We start from the raw sequence: 21,982 nt of genomic DNA, 5'->3' as shown, positions 1-21,982 counted from the left end.
CTCGAAAGCAATTTCCGATGATGAGTCAAGCTCCCAAGCAGATTCGCGAACTGATGACTGAATGGCTGACCGCCGTTGCAGTCCAAAGTGAGCCGACGACCAAAGACAAACTCAAAGACAATCTTCAGTTCTCGATGATGAATGCATTGGGGACCGCAGCCAGCATGTTCGGAAGCCTGCAGAAGGATACCTTCAGCATCCTGATGTATCACCGTCTGGCTCCTGATAATCGCGGCGCGACTGCGCCATCGATCAACGTCGCGCCAGCCCAGTTTCAAGCCCAGCTCGAAGGACTGCTCAAGGCCGGTTTTCAATTCTGGCCGTTGACAAAAGCAATCGAACACCGTCGTCAGAACGAACCTATTCCTGATAAGACCCTGGTCATCACGTTCGACGATGCCTTCGAATGCGTTTACACCTACGGCGTGCCGATCATGCGAAAGCTCGGCATCCCCGCCACGATCTTCGTCAACACCGCCTTCATCGGGCAGGACATGGCGATGCCGTTTGATCACTACGGTATGAAGAATATCGACAAAGTACCGTCTCACTGGTACCAGCCGATGACGGATCGTCAAACACGGCAGATGATCGAAGACCCGTTGTTCGAAATCGGAGCTCACACGCATACGCACCGTGACTTCCGCAATCGAAACAGCGCCTTCCGGAAAGACATGATCCTCAACCTGCGAGAAATGAAAAGCCGCTTTGGGATTGAGAATCCGACGTTTGCCTTCCCGTATGGCATTCCCGAACTCGGGTTTGTGACCTGGGAGATGATCGACATCGTCAAGGACCTCGGCATCACCTGTGCCCTCACAACGTCACCTCGCGTGATCCACACCGATTCCAGTCCGTTCGGCTGGGGACGTTTCCACGTCTTCCCATGGGACAATGCCCGCACGATCCGTGCCCGCGTCCAGGGCTGGTATGAATGGCTCCCCTATCTGAAGAACATCCGCAATCGCTCGGAAAACTTCATGGGAATTCCCAACACCAGCCCACTGTGTCAACAACACCTCAGTCAATTCGAGAACGATGAGCGTATCGATCTGGTTCTCAACTGGCTGGATGAGCAGAAGCTCAAGCACGTCTCTCACTGTGTTCAACAAGCCCACGAGGTAGAAGTCTAATGAGCTCCCAAGCGACCGCCCCCGCGTCATCGATTCCCAGGATCAGCGTGATCGTGCCATCGTACAACCGGGCCGATCAACTCAAAGAAGCCATCGAGACCCTCGTCAATCTCGAGACGCACGGCGCATTCAATTATGAAGTCGTCGTGATCGATAACAACTCGCCCGACCACACTCGTCAGGTCGTCGAAGCGGCCATCGAAACCTCTCCCGTCACGCTGCGTTACCTGTTCAATCCGGTCAAAGGCGACGGCCCGACTCGCAACACAGGCCTGCGAAACTCCGACTCCGACTTCTACGCTTTCTTCGATGATGACCAGTTCGCACCCGCACATTGGCTGTACGAACTTTACCAGGGGCACCTCCAGTCAAAAGCCGATATCGTCGGCGGCCCGGTCTTCCTTGCAATTCCCGATGAAGAGCGAGCCAAACTGGGACGCATCTGCCGTGGCATTCTGCGTGAACAGGATTATTACAAGAAGCTGCAGCCCTACTCCGGCAGTGAGCTTCCTGGCACCTGTAACATGATCGTCACCAGACAGGTCTTCGAGAAAATTGGCCTTTTCAGCGAAACAATGATCACCGGCGGCTCGGACTTCGACTTCGTCAACCGGGCACGCGATGCGGGTTTCTCACTTTGGTACAACCCCAAAGCCGAGATTCGTCACCGTGTCGAGAAGCACCGACTCACTCGTGAATACATGCGCTGGGAAGGCATTTCCAGCGGAGCCGCTCACCTGGCTGTCACCGATTACAAACGCGGCGGACTGGCGCGACTGGCAGCGATGTCCGTTGCACGCACTGGCCAAGCCGTCCTCGTCAACATCCCGATGTGCCTGTACTACAATATCACAAATCAACCCGGCGAGTCTCTCGGCTACAGAGCCATGGTCTGGCGCTGGGAAGGTTATCTTCGCAAAGCCGCTGCCATCGTCCTGCCCAAGCGATGTGCTCAGCCACAATTCCATGAATACCTCGATTTCCGCACCGGTCGAAAGATCGCTCAAGGCGGAACGTAATTCTTCGCTCTTCATTCAGTTCCTAAGTCCCAAGCCCTAGGCCCTAAGCCCTATGTTCATCCTCCAGGTCTTCAACGAGTATCGCAGCCGGTTCAATGGTGAAGAGGCCGTCGTCAAGCAGATTGATGCCCTGCTCCGCAAGCATGGACACGAAACCTACCTGTGGACACGCAGCAGCCAGAACATCGAGAACAGCTTGACTGGGAAGATGAAAGCCTTCTTCTCGGGCATCTACGACCAGGCCAGCCATGACGAAATGCTCAAGATGATCGACATCCACCAACCGGATGTCCTTCATGTTCACAACGTCTACCCGCTCTTCTCGCCATCGATCCTCGTCGCCGCGAAAAAGCGAAACGTCCCCGTCGTCATGAGCCTCCACAACCAGAACCTGACCTGCCCCAAGTCCGATCACTTGTATAAAGGCAAGGTCTGCGAACGCTGCTTCGGCGGCAAAGAATACAACTGCGTTCTGCGCAACTGCCGCGAGAATATCATCGAAAGCATCGGCTACGCGGCCCGCAGCAGCCTCGCATATCAACAAGGCTGGTTCCGCAACAATGTCACCCTGTTCCTCGCGATGACCAACTTCGCCCAGAAGCGTCTTGCCAAAGCAGGCTATCCGGACGATCGAATTGTTGTCCTGCCAAACATGGTCGATATTCCGGAGTCATCCTGCGATCCATCTCAAGGTGATTACATTGCCTTCGCCGGTCGTCTGAGTACCGAGAAGGGCATCGAAACTCTTCTTGCTGCCGCCAAGTCCGTTCCGGAAGCACAAATCCATCTGGCTGGGAACGGCCCGATCGAAGAACAACTCAAAGCAATCGCCCCGCCGAACGTTATCTTCCGCGGTCGCCTCGACCGCCAGCAGATGCTCGCCTTCTATCGCAACGCCAGAGCACTCGTCCTGCCCAGCATCTGTTTCGAAATGTGTCCTCTCGTCATCCTGGAAGCCATGGCCATGGGCCTGCCAGTCATCGCCTCACAGACCGGCGGTCTGGGCGAACTCGTCGACGATGGCGAAACCGGATTCCTCTTCGAGCGAGGCAATTCAGGCGAACTCGCCCACCGTCTGCGACAACTCTGGAACGGCCCTGCTCTGTGCAACCGCATGGGACAGAAAGGTCGCATCAAAGCCATCCGCGAATACTCCGAGACCGTCTTCACCGACCGCCTCTTCAACTACTACGAACAAGCCCGCACCCTCGTCGGCCTCCCCGTCCAACCAGCGGAAGTCAACGAAAACGACCTCGTCACACTCCAGTCTTAGGCGAGCGGGGGGTGTCAACCCCCTGTGCTTTCATTGCTGTGGAACGATCACAGTCGACTCCTTTAACACTTCAACGCCGAAGGTCTCACGCCTCTTCCGCGCAGAACTTCTCCCTCACGTTGCCTTTTCACCACCAACCCCACCACGCCAAACAACACACCCGACCCGACGTTGGCCAAATGCAACTGTTGAAAACTCTCCACTTGTTCCCCGCCCGACTCCCCTCAGCGAGCTAAGTTTAAGAAACATTTTCGTCCTCACACCGCTGGGGCTGTCCACCGGCTGGTTTCCTCCCAACCATTTGCCTTTGTATCTCGAAAGACACTCATGAGCATTGCGATCATCACTGGCTCTGCTGGCCTCATCGGCTCGGAAGCCGTCCGACACTTCATCAGCCAGGGAATGGATGTCATCGGCGTCGATAATGACATGCGTGCCCGCTTCTTCGGACAGGAAGCCTCGACGAAGTGGATGCAACAAGAGCTGCTGGAAACTTACAGCCGCCATTATCGCCACTATGATGTCGATATCCGCAATCAACACGCCGTCGAAGAGCTCTTCCAGAAATACGGCGATCAGGTCTCTCTGATCATTCACACCGCCGCCCAACCCTCTCACGACTGGGCTGCCCGCGAGCCACATACCGACTTCAGCGTCAACGCCGTCGGCACCCTCAACCTCCTCGAAGCCACCCGCCAATACTGCCCGGAAGCGGTCTTCATCTTCACCTCGACCAACAAGGTCTACGGCGATACACCCAACCGCCTCCCGCTGATCGAACTCGAAAACCGCTGGGAAATCGCCCCAGGCCACCAGTTCGAAATCGGTATCGACGAGTCAATGTCGATCGACCAGACGAAGCACTCTCTGTTCGGAGCCTCCAAGGTCGCAGCGGACGTCATGGTTCAAGAATACGGCCGCTACTTCGATATGAAGACCGCCTGTTTCCGCGGTGGCTGCCTGACTGGCCCTAACCACTCCGGTACCCAGCTCCACGGCTTCCTCGCCTATCTGATGAAGTGCACCGTCACCGGCATCCCGTACAGCATCTTCGGCTACAAAGGCAAACAGGTTCGCGACAACATTCACTCCGCAGACCTCATCGCCGCCTTCGATGCCTTCTTCCGTAAACCACGCTGCGGCGAAGTCTACAACATCGGCGGAAGCCGCTTCTCGAACTGCTCCATGCTCGAAGCCATCGAGATCTGCGAAAGCATCTCCGGCAACAAGCTCGACTGGACCTACAAAGAAACCAACCGTATCGGCGATCACATCTGGTGGGTCAGCGACGTGAGCAAGTTCAAGTCGCATTACCCAGAGTGGGATCTCCGCTATGACGTCCGCAAAATCCTCGAAGAAATTCATGCTGCCAGCGTCGAACGCTGGACGGAGATTGCTCAATGATCAACAACGGTCGTAAAAACATTCTCGGTATTCAGATCGACGCCGTCGACTATGAAGGCGCCGTCGAAGCGGTCACGAACGCCGCAAAGAACAAACAACCGTTTGCCATCTCCGCCCTGGCTGTCCACGGCGTCATGACCGGCGTTCTCGATCGCGTTCACCGTTATCGTCTCAATGACCTTGAGATGGTCGTTCCCGACGGACAACCTGTCCGCTGGGCACTCAACCTTCTCCATGGGGCTAAACTCCCAGACCGCGTCTATGGCCCGACACTGACACTCAAAGTCTGTGAACGTGCTGCCAAGGAAGGTCTCCCGATCTTCCTGTTCGGCGGAACTCAGGATCTCCTGAACCTGCTGAAGACTCGTCTGGAAGAGAAGTTTCCCGGCATTCTGATCGCTGGTATGAAGGCATCAAAGTTCCGTCGTCTCAACGAACAGGAACGCGATGAACTCGTCGAAGAGATCAAGGCCACCGGAGCTGCGATCACTTTGTGCGGCATCGGCTGTCCTCGACAGGAAGTCTGGGCCTTCGAATTCCGCAAACGACTCTCGATGCCCGTCCTGGCAGTCGGAGCCGCGTTCAACTTCCATGCAGGCCTGCTCCCACAAGCTCCGCCACTCATGCAGGACTACGGCTTCGAATGGCTGTTCCGCTTAGTGCAGGAACCAAAACGTCTCTGGCGAAGATACCTGTATCTCAACCCGCTGTACGCCTCTCTGTTCGCAGCCCAGTACCTCCACGTCTGGCGCCCGAACCTCAAAGACGCCGACCAGCCAACAGGAGAAATCCTCTACGGTTAGCCAGCGACCAGGTCCTCCGACCTTCCGGCTAATTACCCTGTGTCGCATTCGATTGCGACGGACGCAATACAGCAGAATTACCAATTACGATCTCCCCATGCTCCAACAACATTGTGGCTCACTCCTGCGAACACTCTCCGGTGACCGGGCCTTCCTGCGTCGCCTTCCGCGCGACCTTGGTTCCACTCAGGTTTACGTATCGCCCCGCACCGATATACGGCTCCTGTACTGGAATCTGACCCCCGCCGCCGGAGATTTGTTTCAGATAGCAAGACACTTTGTTCGTGAAACAGACACCGTCTGGGATATCGGTGCCAATCTGGGGCTCTTCAGCTTCTCAGCAGCTGCGAAAGCAGGCTCCCAAGGCCGAGTCCTCTCCATCGAACCCGATGCCCGTCACGTCGAATTGCTGCTCAAGTCTCGTAAGCGCCTGCCCAAGACATCCGCTCCCGTCGACATCCTCAGCTGTGCCGTCTCTCATCAGTCTGGCATCGCCACACTCGCGATTTCATCCCGCGGCCACGCCCGCAACCACCTCGCAGAAGTCGCAGGCAACGATGCAGGCGAGACGGTCGAACGCAAGTCCGTGATCACCGTCACCCTCGACTGGCTCCTCGACCACCACCCTGCCCCCAACTTCATCAAGATCGACGTCGAAGGGGCCGAGATCCTCGCACTCAACGGCGCCCAAAGACTCCTCACCGAAATCCGCCCGACCATCTACATCGAAGTCGCCAACGAAAACCTCGACGAAGCCACCCGCCTGCTCACGTCCTACAACTACGACCTGTTCGACCCACTCTCCGACCCCACCGGACGCCCTCACCCCATCGACCGCTGCATCTTCAACACACTCGCCATCCCACGGTAATTACCCACTCTGTGTGCCACGGCTGTGCCAGCCGTGCCGACCTTTTATGAGCCCGTTCTTAGCTACCGATGATAGAACAGAACCGTTACCAACGATTTGATAAAGTTAAATAATGTGAGTTCGCTTTCATCAATCTCTGCTCGGACCGATTGAACTTGAGCAGGTAATAACTCTTGAGTTCTGATGACAGGCTTCTGGTAAGGACCGAATGCAGCAACGAGCCTTGCATAGTCCACCTCAACCGTCTCGAGAACATCGCGTATTACGAAGCTGAGTCGAGGATTCTCTTTAGACAAGTCATAGAGAAAATCGATCTCACTTCTCGCCATTTCACGACACTCGGCATCGATAGTGTTATAGTCTGCCCTCGTTCCTTCTGCTTCAACCTCATGACCTTGTTGGTGAAGAAGTAGAAACAGTAAATCTAAGATGCGGATATAAACTCCATCCGAATATCGACCGCTTTTCACTGCAGCGATGATGCCTGCTACGACGAACGGCTTAGCGTCTTCAAGATAAATCGGCGTCACGAGAGCGTGTTCAAGGCTCCAATAAGATTCTGAGAACTCGCCGTCCGATTCGAGGACGAACGCGAGATGACCCGCTAAGGATTCTGATGTTTCAAAATCTGATCGAAAGCCACTTCTTTGCAGTCGTTGCAACGCTTCGGATACGTCTCGCGGATGTTGTACCATAGGCCCCTACGCAGACTTCCGGCGCTGACAAACACTCTGATACAAATCCACCAGCATCGCATCATCCAGCTTGATTTCCTTCGGCAACGCCTTAATCGCATCCAACACTGCAACCACTTCACTCTCGCTCGGCGTCTGTCCCATCACCTGCAACTGGTGAGCAACTGCTTTGCGACCGCTATGTCGCCCGATCACAAACGTGACCCCCGTCGCACCGACAAGGCTCGGCTCAAACGGCAGGTACGTCTCCGGGTTCTTCAAGATCCCGTCCTGGTGAATCCCAGCTTCCGTCTTGAAGATATTATCCCCAGCGATCGGCTTCATCAGCGGAACAGCAACTCCCGTCAGCTTCGCGACCAGCTGGCAAGTCTCCAGCAGATATTTAATCTCGATCGTCTCCGGCATCCCGTATTGATCCGGATTCAAAGCCATCGCCAGCGCGATCTCCTCCAGCGACGCATTCCCCGCCCGTTCGCCGATCCCGTTGATCGTCCCCTGCACGACATTGGCTCCCACTTCAATCGCAGCCAGCGTGTTCGCAACAGCCAGCCCCAGATCGTTGTGGAAGTGCACCGCCAGCAATGCCTTTTCCAGCTCTGGCAGACGCGACTTCAGTTCGAGAATCGTCTCCTGAACTTTCGTCGGAGTCAGAATGCCAACTGTATCTGTATAGGCAACTGTCGTCGCACCCGCATTGATCGCGGTCCGAAACGCTTCGACCATAAAATCAAGTTCACAGCGAGACCCATCTTCGCCACCGAACGCCACGATATGAAACTTCTCGCTCGCGTAGCCAATCCCCTTCTCAATGATCGAGAGGACTTCACTCTTCGACTTCCCCAGCTTATGCGTGCGATGCTGCGGACTGATTCCACAAAACATCCCGACCCCGCGCTTATGCGGCGGCAACCCCGCCAGCGTCTCCGCAGCCACATCCACATCCGAAGCCACCGTCCGACACAATCCTGTGATCACCGGCTTCTTGACCACGCCAATCATCTTGCGAATCGCTTCGCAGTCTGCGGGCGAACTGGCAGGAAACCCCGCATCCAGCGAGTGAACACCTAGCTTCTCCAGCTGGATCGCAATCGCCAGCTTGTCATCCGGATCCAGCGTCGCGCCCGGCATCTGCTCGCCATCACGCATCGTGGTGTCCGAAAATAACACCTTCCCACTTCGCTGATGATGACGAATCACCGCCGTCTTAATCCGACGAACAACACGCTTCTCAAACCGACGCAGCCATCCTGGCATGACAACTCCAATATGTGCAATTGAAGCCCCATCAACGTCCCTTCTCCCTTGAGAGGAGCTCTATTTCGTCCCTTCTCCCTTGAGGGGAGAAGGTGCCCGAAGGGCGGATGAGGGTGGGCGATAGGCACTCGTTTGCTAACAATTCAACAGATAGTCGACAGGCAAAGCCCGCCGCCCTCTTACTTCAACAACGCCGGCAGTCTCTCCTTGAGATCCTCCACCGAAGTCGCATTCGAAATCACATTGCCATCCTTCCCGATCAGGAACATCGTCGGCAACGAGATCACGCCGTAATCAATCGCTGGCTTGCTATCGAGTCCCCCTTCGTCATACAGCTGTGCCCAGGGAATCTGCTCCTTGCGCAGATAAGGCTCAACCAGCGATCGATCCGTATCCAGATCAATCCCAACAATCTCAAAGCCCGCTGCCTTGGATTCCGCATACATCGCCTTCAGCTGCGGCAGATCTTCCGCACAGGGCACACACCAGGTCGACCAGAAGATCACCAGCACAACGCGTCCCTGATAGGCCCGCATGTCAAAGTTCTGCCCATTGAGCGTCTTATAAGGCAGGTTCATCGGCTTACCCACTGCTGTCAGACGTCGCAGAGAACCAATCGCGCGCTGAGCCGGTGGAGTCCCTTTATGGTCAATGAGAATCTTCTGGTACCAGACCTGGGCTTCCTTCTGCTTGCCAATGAATTCCTGTGTCATCGCCAGCTGATACATCGCATCAGCCGCATCAGGAACTTTCCCATAGTTGGTCGCAAAATCGGTCAGCTGCTTCAGCCACCATTCCTGGAGTTCCTGACGCTGTTCGTTGGTCATGCTCGTATCGCGAAGTTTCTCGTTGTACTCCGCAGAAATACGACGATACAAAATGTACGGAACAAGCTCCGAATTGGCATCGCTCGCCTTGATCTCAGTCTCAAGGGCCACCAGTTGAGCCATCCCGCCGGGGAGTGAGCTCGTCTGAATGCCCGCAGTGATTTCGTCGATCAACTGCTGCTGCCACTGATTTTTACTCTCGCCGGTCGTTTCCCGAGAAAGTCGAGTCAACAGCGCGATCCGCTTGCGAGTCGACTCCGCATTCGGCCCACCCGCAGCTTGCGATGACTTATCAAGAGCCTGCAGCTCATCGACCAGCTTCTGAATCGCAGGTTCCATCGTCGATGGTGCGGGCACCCCCGCTGCCATGACCGCAGGCTGAAGCAGGATACCCCCTTCAGTCATTTCCAGCGTGTCCCCTTCCATCGGCATCGGAAATTGAGTCATCTTCCAGGCATCGCCCACTTTGACGAACTCACCCAGTTGCACGAATTTCGTCTGACCGCCAGTTTCGACGATCGCCATCACGTATTCATAGGCCAACAGATCCTGGCCGGACTTGCCATCTTCCGCAGGAATCAGACTCGGCATCGGCATCGACGTATCGAATCGAACCCATTTCGAACCGGGTGTGATTGTCTTGGAGGTCGCAAGAAGCTGCTTCGCTTTCGCAGCAGGATTGCCAACCTTCGCAGCGATCTTGTCGGAATAGGCCTTGGAAATCGTCAGCTTCTGGCAATCGGCAGGTGTCAGAAAAACCGTCTGCAGCAGATCCATATCATTCGCAATGAGAGCTTCAATCACGACCTTGGAAACTTCCTCAGCCGAGATGATCTTCCAGGCATCGATCTTGCCATCTTCATTCTTATCGATCCCCCAGCGACTCCCGCCGGTGTTCAACCAGCGCGATTCGTTGGCACGATCATTGGCATCCGTATCAATATCCCGATAAACCTCGAATCCCTGATGGAAGTAACTCCAGGTATCAAGTTTTCCATCGCCATTATAATCAATGAATTTTCGTAAAGGTTGCCCCTGAGGACCGTACACGGCCCAGGCAGATCCTTTTCCAACCCGCTCTGCTTCGATTTTGCACTCGGCAATCTCGGAAGCCGTGGGCTGATCGATAACCACATTCTGAATCGGCTTGAGCAAGAGCGCTTGTTGTGCAGTTGGAGGTTCCGCCGCAACGACACCCGTCGCGCTCATCAAGCCCATAACCAATACGCTAGCCGCCGGACGCAACACAGCCCGCAACAGGAAATCCATTCCAGTTCACTCCCTTGAGTCGCAGCCATTTGTGTCTGCTGCGAACTTCAGTCATCAAGTCCCAAAACAGAAAACGCATCCAGCCTTCCAGCCAGATGCGTTCGTTGTAAACACTTCGACAGTAAATGAAAAGGCGAGTTTGCGATCTTCCTTACTTCGCGCGGTATTCCACCTTCACGTTCGTCCGAATTCCACCCCGCGGCGTGAACTCTGATTTGATCGTCATCCACTTCGGCTTGGTCACTGCAACCAGGTCATCCAGAATTGTATTGGTGACCCGCTCATAGAATGCACCGTGATTGCGGTACTCCTGCAGGTACAACTTCAACGACTTCAGCTCGAAGCAGTGTTCCAGAGGAACATAAGTGATCGTGATCGTCCCGTAATCCGGGTGCCCGGTTTTCGGACAGACCGACGTAAACTCCGGACAGATCGTCTCGATCTCGTAATCACGTCCAGGATAAGGATTCTCAAAGACTTCAATCGTATTGCGGTTCGGTTCAGCCATCCTCTTCTCTCTTATCAAACAATGCCACCCCGGATGCACTCACCCAGAGCAATGAACTATCGACGACAATCCTCGATGTGCCACGGCTGTGCCAACCGTGCAATCGCGAGTCAAACGTCTATTACGCGTGGGGACACAGCCGTGCCACACGCCCGATTCACCGCAGCCCAACCCTGTTCACGAGGTAGAAAACTCAGTTTCCACCAGCAGCAGGTTCAGCCGTCGTCGCGGGAACGTCTGGCTTCGGTGTTTCCGCAGGAACTATAGGAGCATCAGCCTTCGGGGCAACTTCCTTCGGTGTCATCGGAGCCGAGGCAGACCCGGCAGGTGTCGTAGGAACTGGCAGAGAAGGGCTGCTGAGCATCTTCGTAAGAGGATCATCTGCCAGCGAGCCCGCCGATGGTTGGGCAGCAGTGCCCTTGCCGCCAGCCGGAGACATTTGAGACGCATCAGGTGCCTGCTCAGCAGGTCCGTTCATCGCTTCCATTTTCAGACGGGTCGCAACTTTCGACGAAACGTCCAAAGCCTTGTCGTAGGCAATGACAAAGCCTGTATCTTCAACGATCAGGTCGAACTTCTCTTCTTCAGACATCTTCTCAACGATCGGACGAATCTTCTGGCGGAAGCTCGCAACCATGGTCTGCTCCATGTTTTCCATATACATGCGGGCTCGTTGAGAGACCTGCATCAGCTGGTTTTCCTGGGCAGCTTTCATCGATTCGAGCTGTTTTTTCTGCTCGTCAGTAGCAGCGGCTCCGAACTCCGCGACCTTTTTCTCATACTGTTGAGCCAGCGAACTCTGAAACTGGTTGATCTCGTTTTGAAGACCTTGACCGACCGCGCTCGCCTGCTGTTGAAACTTGTCGACTTCCCCCGATTCCTTGATCACGGTTTCAAGATTGACGACGCCAATCTTCAAAGCCGGCCCGCTTTGTCCGCTACACCCAACGGCCAAACTCGCTAACGCACAACACAACGAAACCCGCAGGTTCTGACTGAAATTCATCACGGTCTATTTCCAAAACAACAAGATGGGAAGATGACGTAAGTCCCAAAGTATATCCCTCTTTACGTCGATTGTCAGTCAGGCTGCGAACCCATTCCCCGACAAACCACAAAAATCTTCTACGGCCTGCGAATAGGATTCCCCCATTGACACCATCGTGGTTCCATTTTGATCAGCCACATTGAAGGTCGACAGAAAAGGGTTGGTACGCTGGGTTCGTGGAGGGGAGCAGAGGTCGCAGAGTTATCTGTCTCACGATGTAACTCCGCTGAATTGCACTCTTTTGTTTTTTCGCTGCGTCTTCGCGCCTTTGCGTTAACTCTAAATTCTTCTCAGCGATCTCTGCTCCCTTCCGCGATCTCTGCGTTCCAACCATCTCTCCTGCTGTCAAATGGCTTCGATCAACCTTGAATCCGCGTTGGCAGCATCCATGGAAGATGATATCTTCGAGAAAGTTCGTCCCCGGGCCGCGCAAGACGCCACTAACGTCGTTCCCCTCTGAACACAACGCCCCTCTGAATTCATATCACGACGATCCGACTCACCACGACTTTGACATCCGAAGGTCACATCTCATGAATAACGTCATTGGTCTTATTCTCGGCGGCGGTAAAGGAACACGACTTCATCCTCTCACTGAAAAACGCAGTAAGCCAGCCGTCCCGCTCGGCGCCAAATACCGCCTCATTGATATCCCGATCTCCAACTGCATCAACAGCGATATTTACCGCATTTACCTGCTGACTCAGTTCAACTCCGTCTCACTGCACAGCCATATCCGCCAGACCTACAATTTCGACGGCTTCCACGGCGGTTTCGTCGAAATTCTCGCCGCTCAGCAAACGCCCGACTTCACCGACTGGTATCAGGGAACCGCAGATGCCGTCCGTAAGAATCTTCGCTACGTCAAGCAGCGCGGCATCGAGCATGTCCTGATCCTCTCCGGCGACCAGCTCTACCGCATGGACTATGCGGAAATGCTCGCCTCTCATAAGAAGTCTCAAGCCGACGTCTCCATCGCTGCTCTCCCGGTCGACCGCACACTCGCCAAAGACTTCGGCATTATGCGACTCGATGATTCCGGCAAAGTCCTGGGCTTCCTGGAAAAACCGCAGACCGACAAAGAAATGGACATGGTCAAAACTGATCCCGCCTGGATCGATGCTCACGGCTTGAAGTCCAACGGCCGCGATATGCTCGCCAGCATGGGAATTTACCTCTTCAATCGAGATACCCTCGTCGAACTCCTCGAAGGCAGCGACTACCAGGACTTCGGCAAAGAAGTCTTCCCGATGGCGATCCGCACACGCCACGTCAACGTCCACCTCTTTGACGGGTACTGGGAAGACATCGGAACCATCCGTGCCTTCTTCGAAGCTAACCTCGCTCTGGCTGGCCCGAACCCGCCGTTCCAATTCATCTCCAACAACGAGCCGATCTACACACAGGCCCGCTTCCTGCCTCCGACCTCAATGGAAGGGGCCACCATCAAACGCAGTATGATCGCCGACGGCTGCTACATCGACGAAGGCACGGTCATCGAAAACTCGGTCATCGGCCTGCGTTGCCGCATCGGCAAGAACTGCGTCATCAAAAACGCCATCCTCATGGGCAATGACTACTACCCCAATGAAGACGACGACAAAATGAGCTCACCAATCCCCCTCGGCATTGGCGACAACACCCGCATCACCGAAGCCATCATCGATAAGAACTGCCGCATCGCCGACAACGTCGTCATCACCGGCCCCGGCGAAGGCACCCCTGACCGCAACGCAGACCCCATCCTGATCCGCGACGGCATCGCCGTCCTCCCCAAATCCAGCATCATCCAGTCCGGCTGGAAACTCGGCTAACACCCCAGGCGAGCGGGGGGTGTCAACCCCCTGTCTTACCGACTTGCCACCATGTAAGAGTGACGAATCGTTCGAATGGACTGAAGGCGTCTCGCTTTTACCTAATTCAAACTGTTGTTTTATATGTGAGCCCTTGAGACAGGGAGTTCACACTCCGCGCTCGCCTTCAGAAAAGCAGGGGGCACGGTTTATCCGCCTTTGAGGGCGGACAGAAATTGGGCGAATTGCCCCTCGACGGAATACCCAATTTCGATCGTGTTCCTCGCCGCATCGCGGATCCGCTGGGCAGCAGCATGATCCCACAAACACGCCTCCAGGGCATCAGCCCACTCGCTCGTCGAGCCCGCTAGAAACCCATTGACCCCATTCTCAACAATCGTCCGATTCACACCCACCGGACTGGCGATCGCAGGCACGCCAGCAGCCATATATTGCAGCAGTTTGAACCCGCATTTGTACCGTTCCCAGACCTCATCGGGCAGCGGCATCACCCCGACATCAAACGCCTGAATCTGCTCGACAGCCGTCTCTGCCCTCCACGCCTGAAATTCGACCGGAACCCCCGCTCTGTCCCAATGGCTCGTCTGCTCGCCCAGGTCAGTCACAATTCGTAAGGTAAACGGCATTCTCGCAAAGACTTCCTCAAGCGCAGGCCGAATCTCATCCAGATACTTCAGATTCGCCGACGTCCCGATCCAGCCAATGATCGGCGTCTCACTGCGAATTGTTTTCGTCCGCCACGGATACTCAGCCAACTCCACCGACGTCGGAATGACACTAACGCTCTGACAATACTTCCGACTTTCTTCCGCAAGGAACTCATTCCCCGCAATGACATGGTCGCACATCCCGGCGACCCGCGCAAACTTCTCGGGATAACGCAGAAATATCCCGTCATCCACATCCAAGACAAGTCGCGGCGTCGTTTTTCGGAACGCGGCTTCGAGATTCCAGGTCGGATCGTCGAAGATCTCGCGCTCAATCACGATCACATCATAACAACTCCGCGCCGCATTCCGGACATCGCCCCAGCGGATCGCCTTTCGAATCGCATGGCTCAGGCGCCACCCAAGGACAGGCCAGCGCTGATACTTCGCCGGCCTGCTGTGTGACACAACGCAGTTAATGCCCTGCTCTCTCAGCCTGGAAACGTACGGCAGGATACGATACCTCGTGGAGGGAACATTCTCGCCGGACGTAAGAAACAGAATCTTCAAGCAAAGCTCCGCAGGGTGACCGCATGTTTTCTCAGTTTAACTCTCCCATCTGTTTTCACAATTCGCGGGGAGTTTTACCCAGTGAAATGTTTTCACTCCCGAATCGGCATTGTCAATTTTTCAAGGACCAACCACAATACGCCCACTCACGACGAGAATTCCCGAACTTTATTCAATCGAAAGCACGTTCATGTCAGGACGACACGGCGAAAGCTTCCAGCGCCAGGACTTGGCCAAAACGCATATCGCTCAGACATCGCTGTCAAACAATCACTTCACCCTGTCCGACTTCGATTTCGATTCGACCCTCCTCGATGAAACCATCGGCAGTGCCGCTCAGTTCCTCATCGATCAACAAGCCGAAGACGGCCACTGGTGCGCAGAACTCCAGGGCGATTCAATCCTCGAATCAGAATACATCCTCCTTCTGGCCTACCTTGGCGAAGGTCGCAGCGAAAAGGCGATGAAAGCCGCTCGCTACCTCCTCAAGATCCAGAACGAAGACGGCGGCTGGTCCATGTTCCCCGGCGGGAAAACCGAAGTCAGCGCCACCGTCAAAGGCTATCTCGCCCTCAAGATCACCGGACACGCTCCCGATTCCGAGCCGATGCAGAAAGCCCTACTGGCCGCCCGAGCCGCCGGCGGCGTCGAAGCCGTTAACAGCTTCACTCGCTACTACCTCGCACTTCTCGGACTGATCCCTTACAGCAAATGCCCAGCCGTTCCACCCGAGCTGATCCTGCTGCCCAAATGGTCTCCGATCAACATCTACGAAATGTCCTCGTGGTCACGCACAATCGTCGTGCCACTGAGTCTGCTGTGGTCCTTCCAGCCCAAAACCGTCCTGCCAGACAACTGCTCCATCGAAGAACTGTTCCTCAACGACCCAGCCGAGCTGTCGTTGAAATCCAGATCCATGGACATCGTCCAGACACACAACGGCGAGACCTGGGTTCCCTGGAAAGCCATCTTCCGCAGCATCGATCGGGGGATCAAATTCTTCGAGCGACTCAAACTCAAACCACTCCGCCACTGGGCCAACAAGAAATGCCAGCAGTGGATCCTCGAACGCTTCGCAAACAGCGACGGCTTAGGCGCTATCTTCCCGCCGATCGTCTGGAGCATCATCGGCCTGAAGTGTCTTGGCTTTTCCATGAACAGCCCGGAAATTCAGGAAGCCATGAAACAACTCGATGACCTCATCATCGACGACGGCGAAACCATTCGTCTCCAGCCCTGCAAATCACCCGTCTGGGATACCGCCATCGTCACGATTGCCCTGCGAGAAGCAGGCGTCGCAGCCAGCAGCAAGTCGATTCGCAAAGCCGTCCGATGGCTCCTCAGCAAAGAAGTTCGACAGAAAGGCGACTGGTCGACCAAACGCCCGGAAATCGAACCCGGCGGCTGGTTCTTCGAATACAACAACGCCTTCTATCCCGACATCGACGATACCATCATGGTCCTGATGGCCCTTGCCAGTTCTATGCCGGGCGAACCAGGCAGCGACTGGACCATCGAGATGCTCAACAACGCGCGCGCAAAAAATCCAGGACGCCGAGATGTTTCGCCATCTCAGACGATCATCACCGGACGCGGCAGTAATTCCATTCGCGTACTGCAAGACTTCAACGACTCTGAAACCATGCTCGCCGCCATGCGACGTGGCCTGCAGTGGGTCCTCGGCATGCAATGCAAAGACGGCGGCTGGGCAGCCTTCGATGTCGACAATACCCGCGATCTCCTGACACACGTCCCCTTCGCTGATCACAACGCGATGATCGACCCCGCAACCGCCGACATCACTGCACGCGTCCTTGAAATGATGGGACGCCTCGGCGTCGACCGCAATCACGTCTCCATCCAGCGCGGCCTCGACTTCGTCTTCAAAGATCAATGTTCCGACGGCAGCTGGTTCGGTCGCTGGGGCGTCAACTACATCTATGGTACCTGGCAGGTCCTCGTTGGCCTCCAGACCATCGGTGTCAGTCCTCAGGACCCTCGCATGCAAAACGGCGTCCGCTGGCTTCTCCTCCATCAAAACACCGACGGCGGCTGGGGCGAAACCGCTGCAAGCTACGACGACCCCTCCCTCAAAGGCCAGGGTCCCTCAACGGCTTCTCAAACATCCTGGGCTCTCATGGGCCTGATGGCCGCCGGCATGCACGCCCACCCGGCCGTCACCAAAGGCATCGACTACCTGCGAACGACCCAGACCGCTGACGGCACCTGGAACGAAACCGAATTCACCGGCACCGGCTTCCCCCGCGTCTTCTACCTCCGCTACCACTACTACCGACACTCCTTCCCCCTCATGGCCCTCTCCCGCTACCGCACACTCGCCATGCAACCCGCCCTCTCCAAAGCCGGTTGATAAAACGAAACATGGGCGACCACTCACGTCGCCCTCTTTCATTCCGGCCAGTATCCCCGGAACGGCGAGCCTTCGCCATCGCATGAGTGTGCCACTGCTGGCTTGCCCAGCAGTGCAAGTTTCAAAGCCGACTCTCGAAGGCTCCATTCTGAAAACCACAGAGCGAACAGGCATTCTCAGTAGTCCATCACTGCTCGCTGTTTCTTCTCCACAAACAAAAAAGGCCGACGACACATCCGTGTCGCCGGCCTTTGATTTTTCCTGACCATTCTTAACGATAAATATTTCTCGCGTGTCGCAGAAGTTTCGGATCCGTCTTCTCCAGATCCGCGATAAACGCAGTCGCCTTCGCAACCGTCGCTGCCTCGGGAGCATTCAGTGTCTCTTTGCCAGCATCCTGAAGTGCCAGGAAGTACGCCACGATCGCCTTCTTCACAGCTGGCAAGTCGTAGTCTTCCTGTCCAAACATCGCAAACAGACGATCGGCCACTCCCCAGTCTTTCCAGCGAGCCAGGTCGTTGATCACCAGATCAGCCATGTCCGGCCGATCAAGGAACAGCCGCATCGTTTCCTTCAGCTTGGTCTTGTCGATCTGATCAGGTGAAGCGAAATCCCAGGCAAAACGCAATGCCTGCATCGCCGCATAAATCTCGCTGAACGGCACATCGGGCTGACCAGCAGGCGGCTGTTTGATCTTCGAATCCGCCAGCACTTGCAAACCTTCATTACCAGCCAGAAGCAGGTAACCAGCCATAATCCCATCAATCCCAATGCGGAAGCCCTCACCCGTCTGACGAATGCGTTCTTCCATCATCTTCGCATCGTCTTTATCACCACACAGCCCCATCAACAGACCGTAAAAGCCCAGTCGCGTCACCGGCGTTTTCTTGTCGTTGATATACCCGCGCAGCTGCTCAGGCTTCATGCGTGGTGCAAGAGCAACCACCTGCTCGTACGGAGCAATCGCAAACTCGGCGTAAGCATCGTCCGCCACAACCGGATCAGCGGCTTCGAGGTTATTCAGGAAGTACTCCAGACGATCAATCGGATTGGCGTCAGCAGGTGGCAGCTTGTCGAGATACCCGATCGCAGCTTCGGTGATCGGCAACGGACTGCTCCACAGAAGATCCGTCGGCCTCCCGACTGGTTCTTCATTCGTACGTTGCAGCGTCCCGACAGTTCCATTCTCAATGGCATTCTTGATCATCGTTCCGGTCATGATCGCCAGATCGCCCGCTTTGCCTTCCTGGAAGCGATCAATCCGAATTTCATCCCCCTTCTTCAGGGCTGATTTCGACGGGTTGAGCTGAATCTTTTCGATCGTATAGATCGTGCTCCCAAAGTTCGATCCATCTTCTGCAGGCAGATCGGCCGTCTTGAATGACGCGATCACCGTCACATCCGCCTGAGCCATCTGCTCAGTCAACGTCAGCGTTGGAACGCCACAAAATGGACAGGCAAGAACTGTCTGGCCAATCATATTCAAAGTCATCGCCACAATCAGGGCGATCGCAGTCAATCGTGTTGAGAAGGATTTCATAGAAACCTCAGAGAGGGGGATGTTAGGTGGGCGAAATCAGCGGGTGATCACACTGGCCTGTTCGAGACGATAGAGCTCATACATTTTATCACCATCGATAAACGGATCGATGTGGAAAACACCAACGACATCAAACGGTCGATTCGCGATGTAACTGGTCGATGTCCCTTTGGCCATTTCGACGGCAATCAAATCATAGACTTTCGGATCACGACCAAAGCAGCAGATCTCATTATCTCTGGCCAGCTGGAAATACGTGATCCCGTCCTGACGTGGCGGCGGATACATAAAGCCCCGGATACGAACCTTCTTCCCCTCAAGGGCCTTCAGCCACCCAGGAAAATGGTCAACTGCATCCAGCGGAACGGGGTCCATATTCAGAACCAGCAACAGATCGAGATCATCATACTTGACCCGCAACGGCCCGTTCGCACCTTCCGGAACAAAGTTCGCTTGCGGCACCAGCAGTTTGATCTCACGCGGCCCGCTCGTCAGCGGCGTTGAAAGTGGAGAAGCAGTCGAGGTCAACGGCTGGCTAATAACCCCCGTCGGCTGCAAAGTTTTCTGTTCAACAACTGGCTCTGTCTCAACAACTGGCGTCGATGTCTCCGGCTGGCTTAATGGGGCAACCTGAGAATCTGGTGCAACCACAGATCCCTCCGGCTCGGACAACGGAGTCTCAACAGGAGCCATTTCCGTTTCCTTCGACTCCGTCAAAACCGGCGGCGGGATCAGATCCCCAGCGTTGTCCGGACCATACTCGCATCCGGCTGCCAGGGACAGCAGCAGGCAGACGATAATATTACGCGTGAGCGTGGGCAGCATGATGTGCCTTTTGCAGGTTAACAGAACAGGCGGGCGGGCATGAATGGCAGGACTCGACTCTCATGGCGATTATGCGTCGTATCCACCGACGCGTCTAGGTCTTCGGGCGACAAGCCGAGTGTTTTGAAAGGTTAACTGGACGAGAGGTCACTTCGATAATCAGTCAGCTCGCCAGCTTTTGCGTCGTGAATAATGCTCTCCGCAAAACGACAAAAGGCCTCACCCGTTTCCAGGTGAAGCCTTGATTGTTCGTCAATACCTTAGAACGACGTCCTCGATGGTTCGACATACTGAGCATTATCCACTTCGATCTGATAGACCGGCAAAAGCCCATCGCCATAAGTTGCCATATCGAACTTGAAATGCCCCGCAACCGACATGCGTTGCAGACCCTCTCGATAATCTAACCCTTTATCGCCTTTGATCTTAACGAGAATCATGTCCGTCTGGGCCGGTTTTCCACCAAAACAGCATTCGCCCGTATCCTTCAGGAGCAGAAACTCCTTCATATTGCGAGGATCACTTGGCGGATAGATATAACCCTTCAGGAAAACCGACTGATCGATCAGCGGTTTGACTTCCGGATGCAGGTCCGACTGGCCGTTCGCAAAGACAAAGCCCTTCGACGAGATGTCATTGGCAAAACTGACCCGTTTGTAACCCTCGGGAACCTCTGTCTGATAAGCATGAATTTCCGAAGATGTCCCCAGGATCAGAAACCCCAAAGACAGGACAGTCGAGACAATCGCTAGTGGTCGTCCGCTCAACGTCCCCTCAGACTGGGAAACAACCCGCCATGAATAAAAGGAGACAATCGTCGCCGCAACCGCGATGAAGATCCCGATGATCCCAAAAAACGCAACCGCAGAAAGCAAAGCCAGCACGAACCCGACCGGCACGATGATCGGCATCGGCTTGTAATCGAATTGGTTGATCTCGTCAGTGGCGGGCGTGAAATCCTGGGTCATGGTACTGCCTGCAATGCGATCTGACTGTGGGGGGGATAACTGTGGGGGAGCAGAGGTCGACATGAAAGTCGGTTTCCTGGATTCTGGCGTACTTCGGGCCAATCGTCCAGTCGGCAGGTGTGTAGTTGCAGGACGATTGCATTTACCTTAATAAAATACACCTCATATTCTCACGTCAAGTCGCTGTTCACGAAAAGTTCGAGGAAAGATAGAGAAGTCCCCGATAGCATCGATGAGCAAAATCGTGTCGGAGACGGAAATTGCAGCGATTTTTCGGGAGAACCAGCACGCTGGTTGATTGACAGCCAGATAGTCGTTTGTCACAATCACCCGCTTTCCCACACGTTAGAGTTATTGGGCGTATACGCCTCGGCGCGACAACTTTTCACCACAAAACGTCGTGCTGCTTTGAAATCACAGGAGAAGTTTGCATGGGACGTTATACGGGCCCGAAAGCTCGCGTCAACCGCCGATTGGGTGCCCTCGTTTATGAAAACGCCGGCGCAGCGAAAGCCTTCGAACGTCGCAACTATCCACCAGGTATGGCTAACCGTCGCAAGAAGCAATCCAACTACGGGATCGCGCTGACGGAAAAGCAGAAGATCAAGCACTATTACATGATGCGCGAAGCTCAGCTTCGTAAGTTCTTCGACAAAGCCCGCCGCACACCCGGCAACACCGGAGAGCAGCTGCTCATCCTCTGCGAACGCCGCCTCGACAACGTCGTCCGCCGCGCTGGCTTCACCGTCAGCCGCATGCAGGCCCGACAAGGCGTCGTTCACCGCCACTTCCAGGTCAACGGCAAAACTGTCGACCGACCTGCTCTCTTCGTTCGACCAGGCGACGTCATTACCCTGCGTAATCGTCCCAACCTGAAGAAGACCTACGCCGACTTCATCGATGCCAACACATCGCCAGGTTGCGACTGGATTTCCTTCGACAAGTCGGAAATGAAGGCTGTCGTCACCTCAACGCCAACCTACCAGGACGTCAGCCTCCCGGTCGACGTCGGGGTCGTTGTCGCGTTCATGTCTCGCTAATCTGCCTCGTTGCAGGTCTCGCGACAGAAAATCACGAAAAGCGTTTTCAGTTCACTCTGAAAACGCTTTTTTCATGCGCTCTCGAATCGCCTTGCTCAACGCG

18 protein-coding genes are annotated in these 21,982 nt (G+C 55.2%); 9 read left to right on the top strand and 9 right to left on the bottom strand.

What is annotated here, in order from left to right; genetic code table 11:
* Positions 1 to 17 precede the first annotated feature (17 nt).
* The 6 genes from SH248x_RS07935 (at position 18) to SH248x_RS07910 (ending at position 6,503) form a co-directional block, all read left to right on the top strand.
* On the top strand, positions 18 to 1,133 hold the full coding sequence (locus tag SH248x_RS07935; RefSeq protein ID WP_459557993.1) for a polysaccharide deacetylase family protein: 1,116 nt from the start codon (positions 18 to 20) through the stop codon (positions 1,131 to 1,133).
* A complete protein-coding gene (locus SH248x_RS07930; protein ID WP_459557992.1) occupies positions 1,133 to 2,152 on the top strand; it encodes a glycosyltransferase family 2 protein in 1,020 nt (339 codons plus the stop codon). Before SH248x_RS07935 ends, SH248x_RS07930 begins: the two co-directional genes overlap by 1 nt.
* 52 nt (positions 2,153 to 2,204) lie before the next feature.
* Positions 2,205 to 3,425, top strand: coding sequence for a glycosyltransferase family 4 protein (locus SH248x_RS07925; RefSeq protein ID WP_459557991.1), 1,221 nt, complete (start codon positions 2,205 to 2,207; stop codon positions 3,423 to 3,425).
* 327 nt (positions 3,426 to 3,752) lie between these two features.
* A complete protein-coding gene (locus SH248x_RS07920; protein WP_459557990.1) occupies positions 3,753 to 4,829 on the top strand; it encodes an NAD-dependent epimerase/dehydratase family protein in 1,077 nt (358 codons plus the stop codon).
* Positions 4,826 to 5,632 carry a WecB/TagA/CpsF family glycosyltransferase gene (locus SH248x_RS07915; protein ID WP_459557989.1) on the top strand — a complete coding sequence of 269 codons (807 nt, stop codon included), beginning with the start codon at positions 4,826 to 4,828 and terminating at the stop codon, positions 5,630 to 5,632. Before SH248x_RS07920 ends, SH248x_RS07915 begins: the two co-directional genes overlap by 4 nt.
* A gap of 97 nt (positions 5,633 to 5,729) precedes the next feature.
* Positions 5,730 to 6,503, top strand: a complete 774-nt coding sequence (locus SH248x_RS07910; protein ID WP_459557988.1) for a class I SAM-dependent methyltransferase — start codon at positions 5,730 to 5,732, stop codon at positions 6,501 to 6,503.
* 62 nt (positions 6,504 to 6,565) lie between these two features.
* Here SH248x_RS07910 and SH248x_RS07905 read toward each other — a convergent pair whose 3' ends face one another.
* The 5 genes from SH248x_RS07905 to SH248x_RS07885 form a co-directional block, all read right to left on the bottom strand.
* Positions 6,566 to 7,198: a hypothetical protein gene (locus tag SH248x_RS07905; protein WP_459557987.1), complete on the bottom strand. Its 633-nt coding sequence runs from the start codon at positions 7,196 to 7,198 to the stop codon at positions 6,566 to 6,568.
* A gap of 6 nt (positions 7,199 to 7,204) precedes the next feature.
* Positions 7,205 to 8,452: a LeuA family protein gene (locus SH248x_RS07900; protein WP_459557986.1), complete on the bottom strand. Its 1,248-nt coding sequence runs from the start codon at positions 8,450 to 8,452 to the stop codon at positions 7,205 to 7,207.
* A 179-nt stretch (positions 8,453 to 8,631) separates the two neighbouring features.
* Positions 8,632 to 10,548, bottom strand: coding sequence for a redoxin domain-containing protein (locus SH248x_RS07895; RefSeq protein WP_459557985.1), 1,917 nt, complete (start codon positions 10,546 to 10,548; stop codon positions 8,632 to 8,634).
* 151 nt (positions 10,549 to 10,699) lie between these two features.
* Entirely contained in the window at positions 10,700 to 11,056 is a 357-nt protein-coding gene (gene queF, locus SH248x_RS07890; protein WP_459557984.1) for a preQ(1) synthase, read from the bottom strand.
* A 193-nt stretch (positions 11,057 to 11,249) separates the two neighbouring features.
* A complete protein-coding gene (locus SH248x_RS07885) occupies positions 11,250 to 12,062 on the bottom strand; it encodes an OmpH/Skp family outer membrane protein (protein ID WP_459558596.1) in 813 nt (270 codons plus the stop codon).
* 575 nt (positions 12,063 to 12,637) lie between these two features.
* Here SH248x_RS07885 and SH248x_RS07880 point away from each other — a divergent pair.
* Positions 12,638 to 13,918, top strand: coding sequence for a glucose-1-phosphate adenylyltransferase (locus SH248x_RS07880; RefSeq protein ID WP_459557983.1), 1,281 nt, complete (start codon positions 12,638 to 12,640; stop codon positions 13,916 to 13,918).
* A 188-nt stretch (positions 13,919 to 14,106) separates the two neighbouring features.
* Here SH248x_RS07880 and SH248x_RS07875 read toward each other — a convergent pair whose 3' ends face one another.
* On the bottom strand, positions 14,107 to 15,135 hold the full coding sequence (locus tag SH248x_RS07875; RefSeq protein ID WP_459557982.1) for a glycosyltransferase family 4 protein: 1,029 nt from the start codon (positions 15,133 to 15,135) through the stop codon (positions 14,107 to 14,109).
* Between the two features lie 190 nt (positions 15,136 to 15,325).
* On the opposite strand from SH248x_RS07875, the gene SH248x_RS07870 reads away from it, so the two are divergent.
* Positions 15,326 to 17,506, top strand: a complete 2,181-nt coding sequence (locus SH248x_RS07870) for a terpene cyclase/mutase family protein (RefSeq protein ID WP_459557981.1) — start codon at positions 15,326 to 15,328, stop codon at positions 17,504 to 17,506.
* Between the two features lie 271 nt (positions 17,507 to 17,777).
* Here SH248x_RS07870 and SH248x_RS07865 read toward each other — a convergent pair whose 3' ends face one another.
* The 3 genes from SH248x_RS07865 to SH248x_RS07855 all read right to left on the bottom strand — a co-directional run bounded on the left by SH248x_RS07865 (position 17,778) and on the right by SH248x_RS07855 (position 20,902).
* Positions 17,778 to 19,046 (bottom strand): hypothetical protein, encoded by a 1,269-nt coding sequence (locus SH248x_RS07865; RefSeq protein ID WP_459557980.1) that lies wholly within the window; start codon positions 19,044 to 19,046, stop codon positions 17,778 to 17,780.
* Positions 19,047 to 19,082: 36 nt separating this feature from the next.
* Entirely contained in the window at positions 19,083 to 19,871 is a 789-nt protein-coding gene (locus SH248x_RS07860; RefSeq protein WP_459557979.1) for a hypothetical protein, read from the bottom strand.
* Positions 19,872 to 20,131: 260 nt separating this feature from the next.
* Entirely contained in the window at positions 20,132 to 20,902 is a 771-nt protein-coding gene (locus SH248x_RS07855; protein ID WP_459557978.1) for a hypothetical protein, read from the bottom strand.
* A 368-nt stretch (positions 20,903 to 21,270) separates the two neighbouring features.
* On the opposite strand from SH248x_RS07855, the gene rpsD reads away from it, so the two are divergent.
* Complete coding sequence (gene rpsD, locus SH248x_RS07850) at positions 21,271 to 21,879, top strand: 30S ribosomal protein S4 (RefSeq protein ID WP_459557977.1); 609 nt, start codon at positions 21,271 to 21,273, stop codon at positions 21,877 to 21,879.
* Positions 21,880 to 21,982 lie beyond the last annotated feature (103 nt).

Origin of the sequence: Lacunimicrobium album (genome assembly GCF_052161635.1) — a bacterium.
Classification (GTDB): domain Bacteria; phylum Planctomycetota; class Planctomycetia; order Planctomycetales; family Planctomycetaceae; genus SXPC01.
Note: the sequence above shows the minus strand (reverse complement) of the source record. Positions and strands in the feature narration are given on the sequence as shown.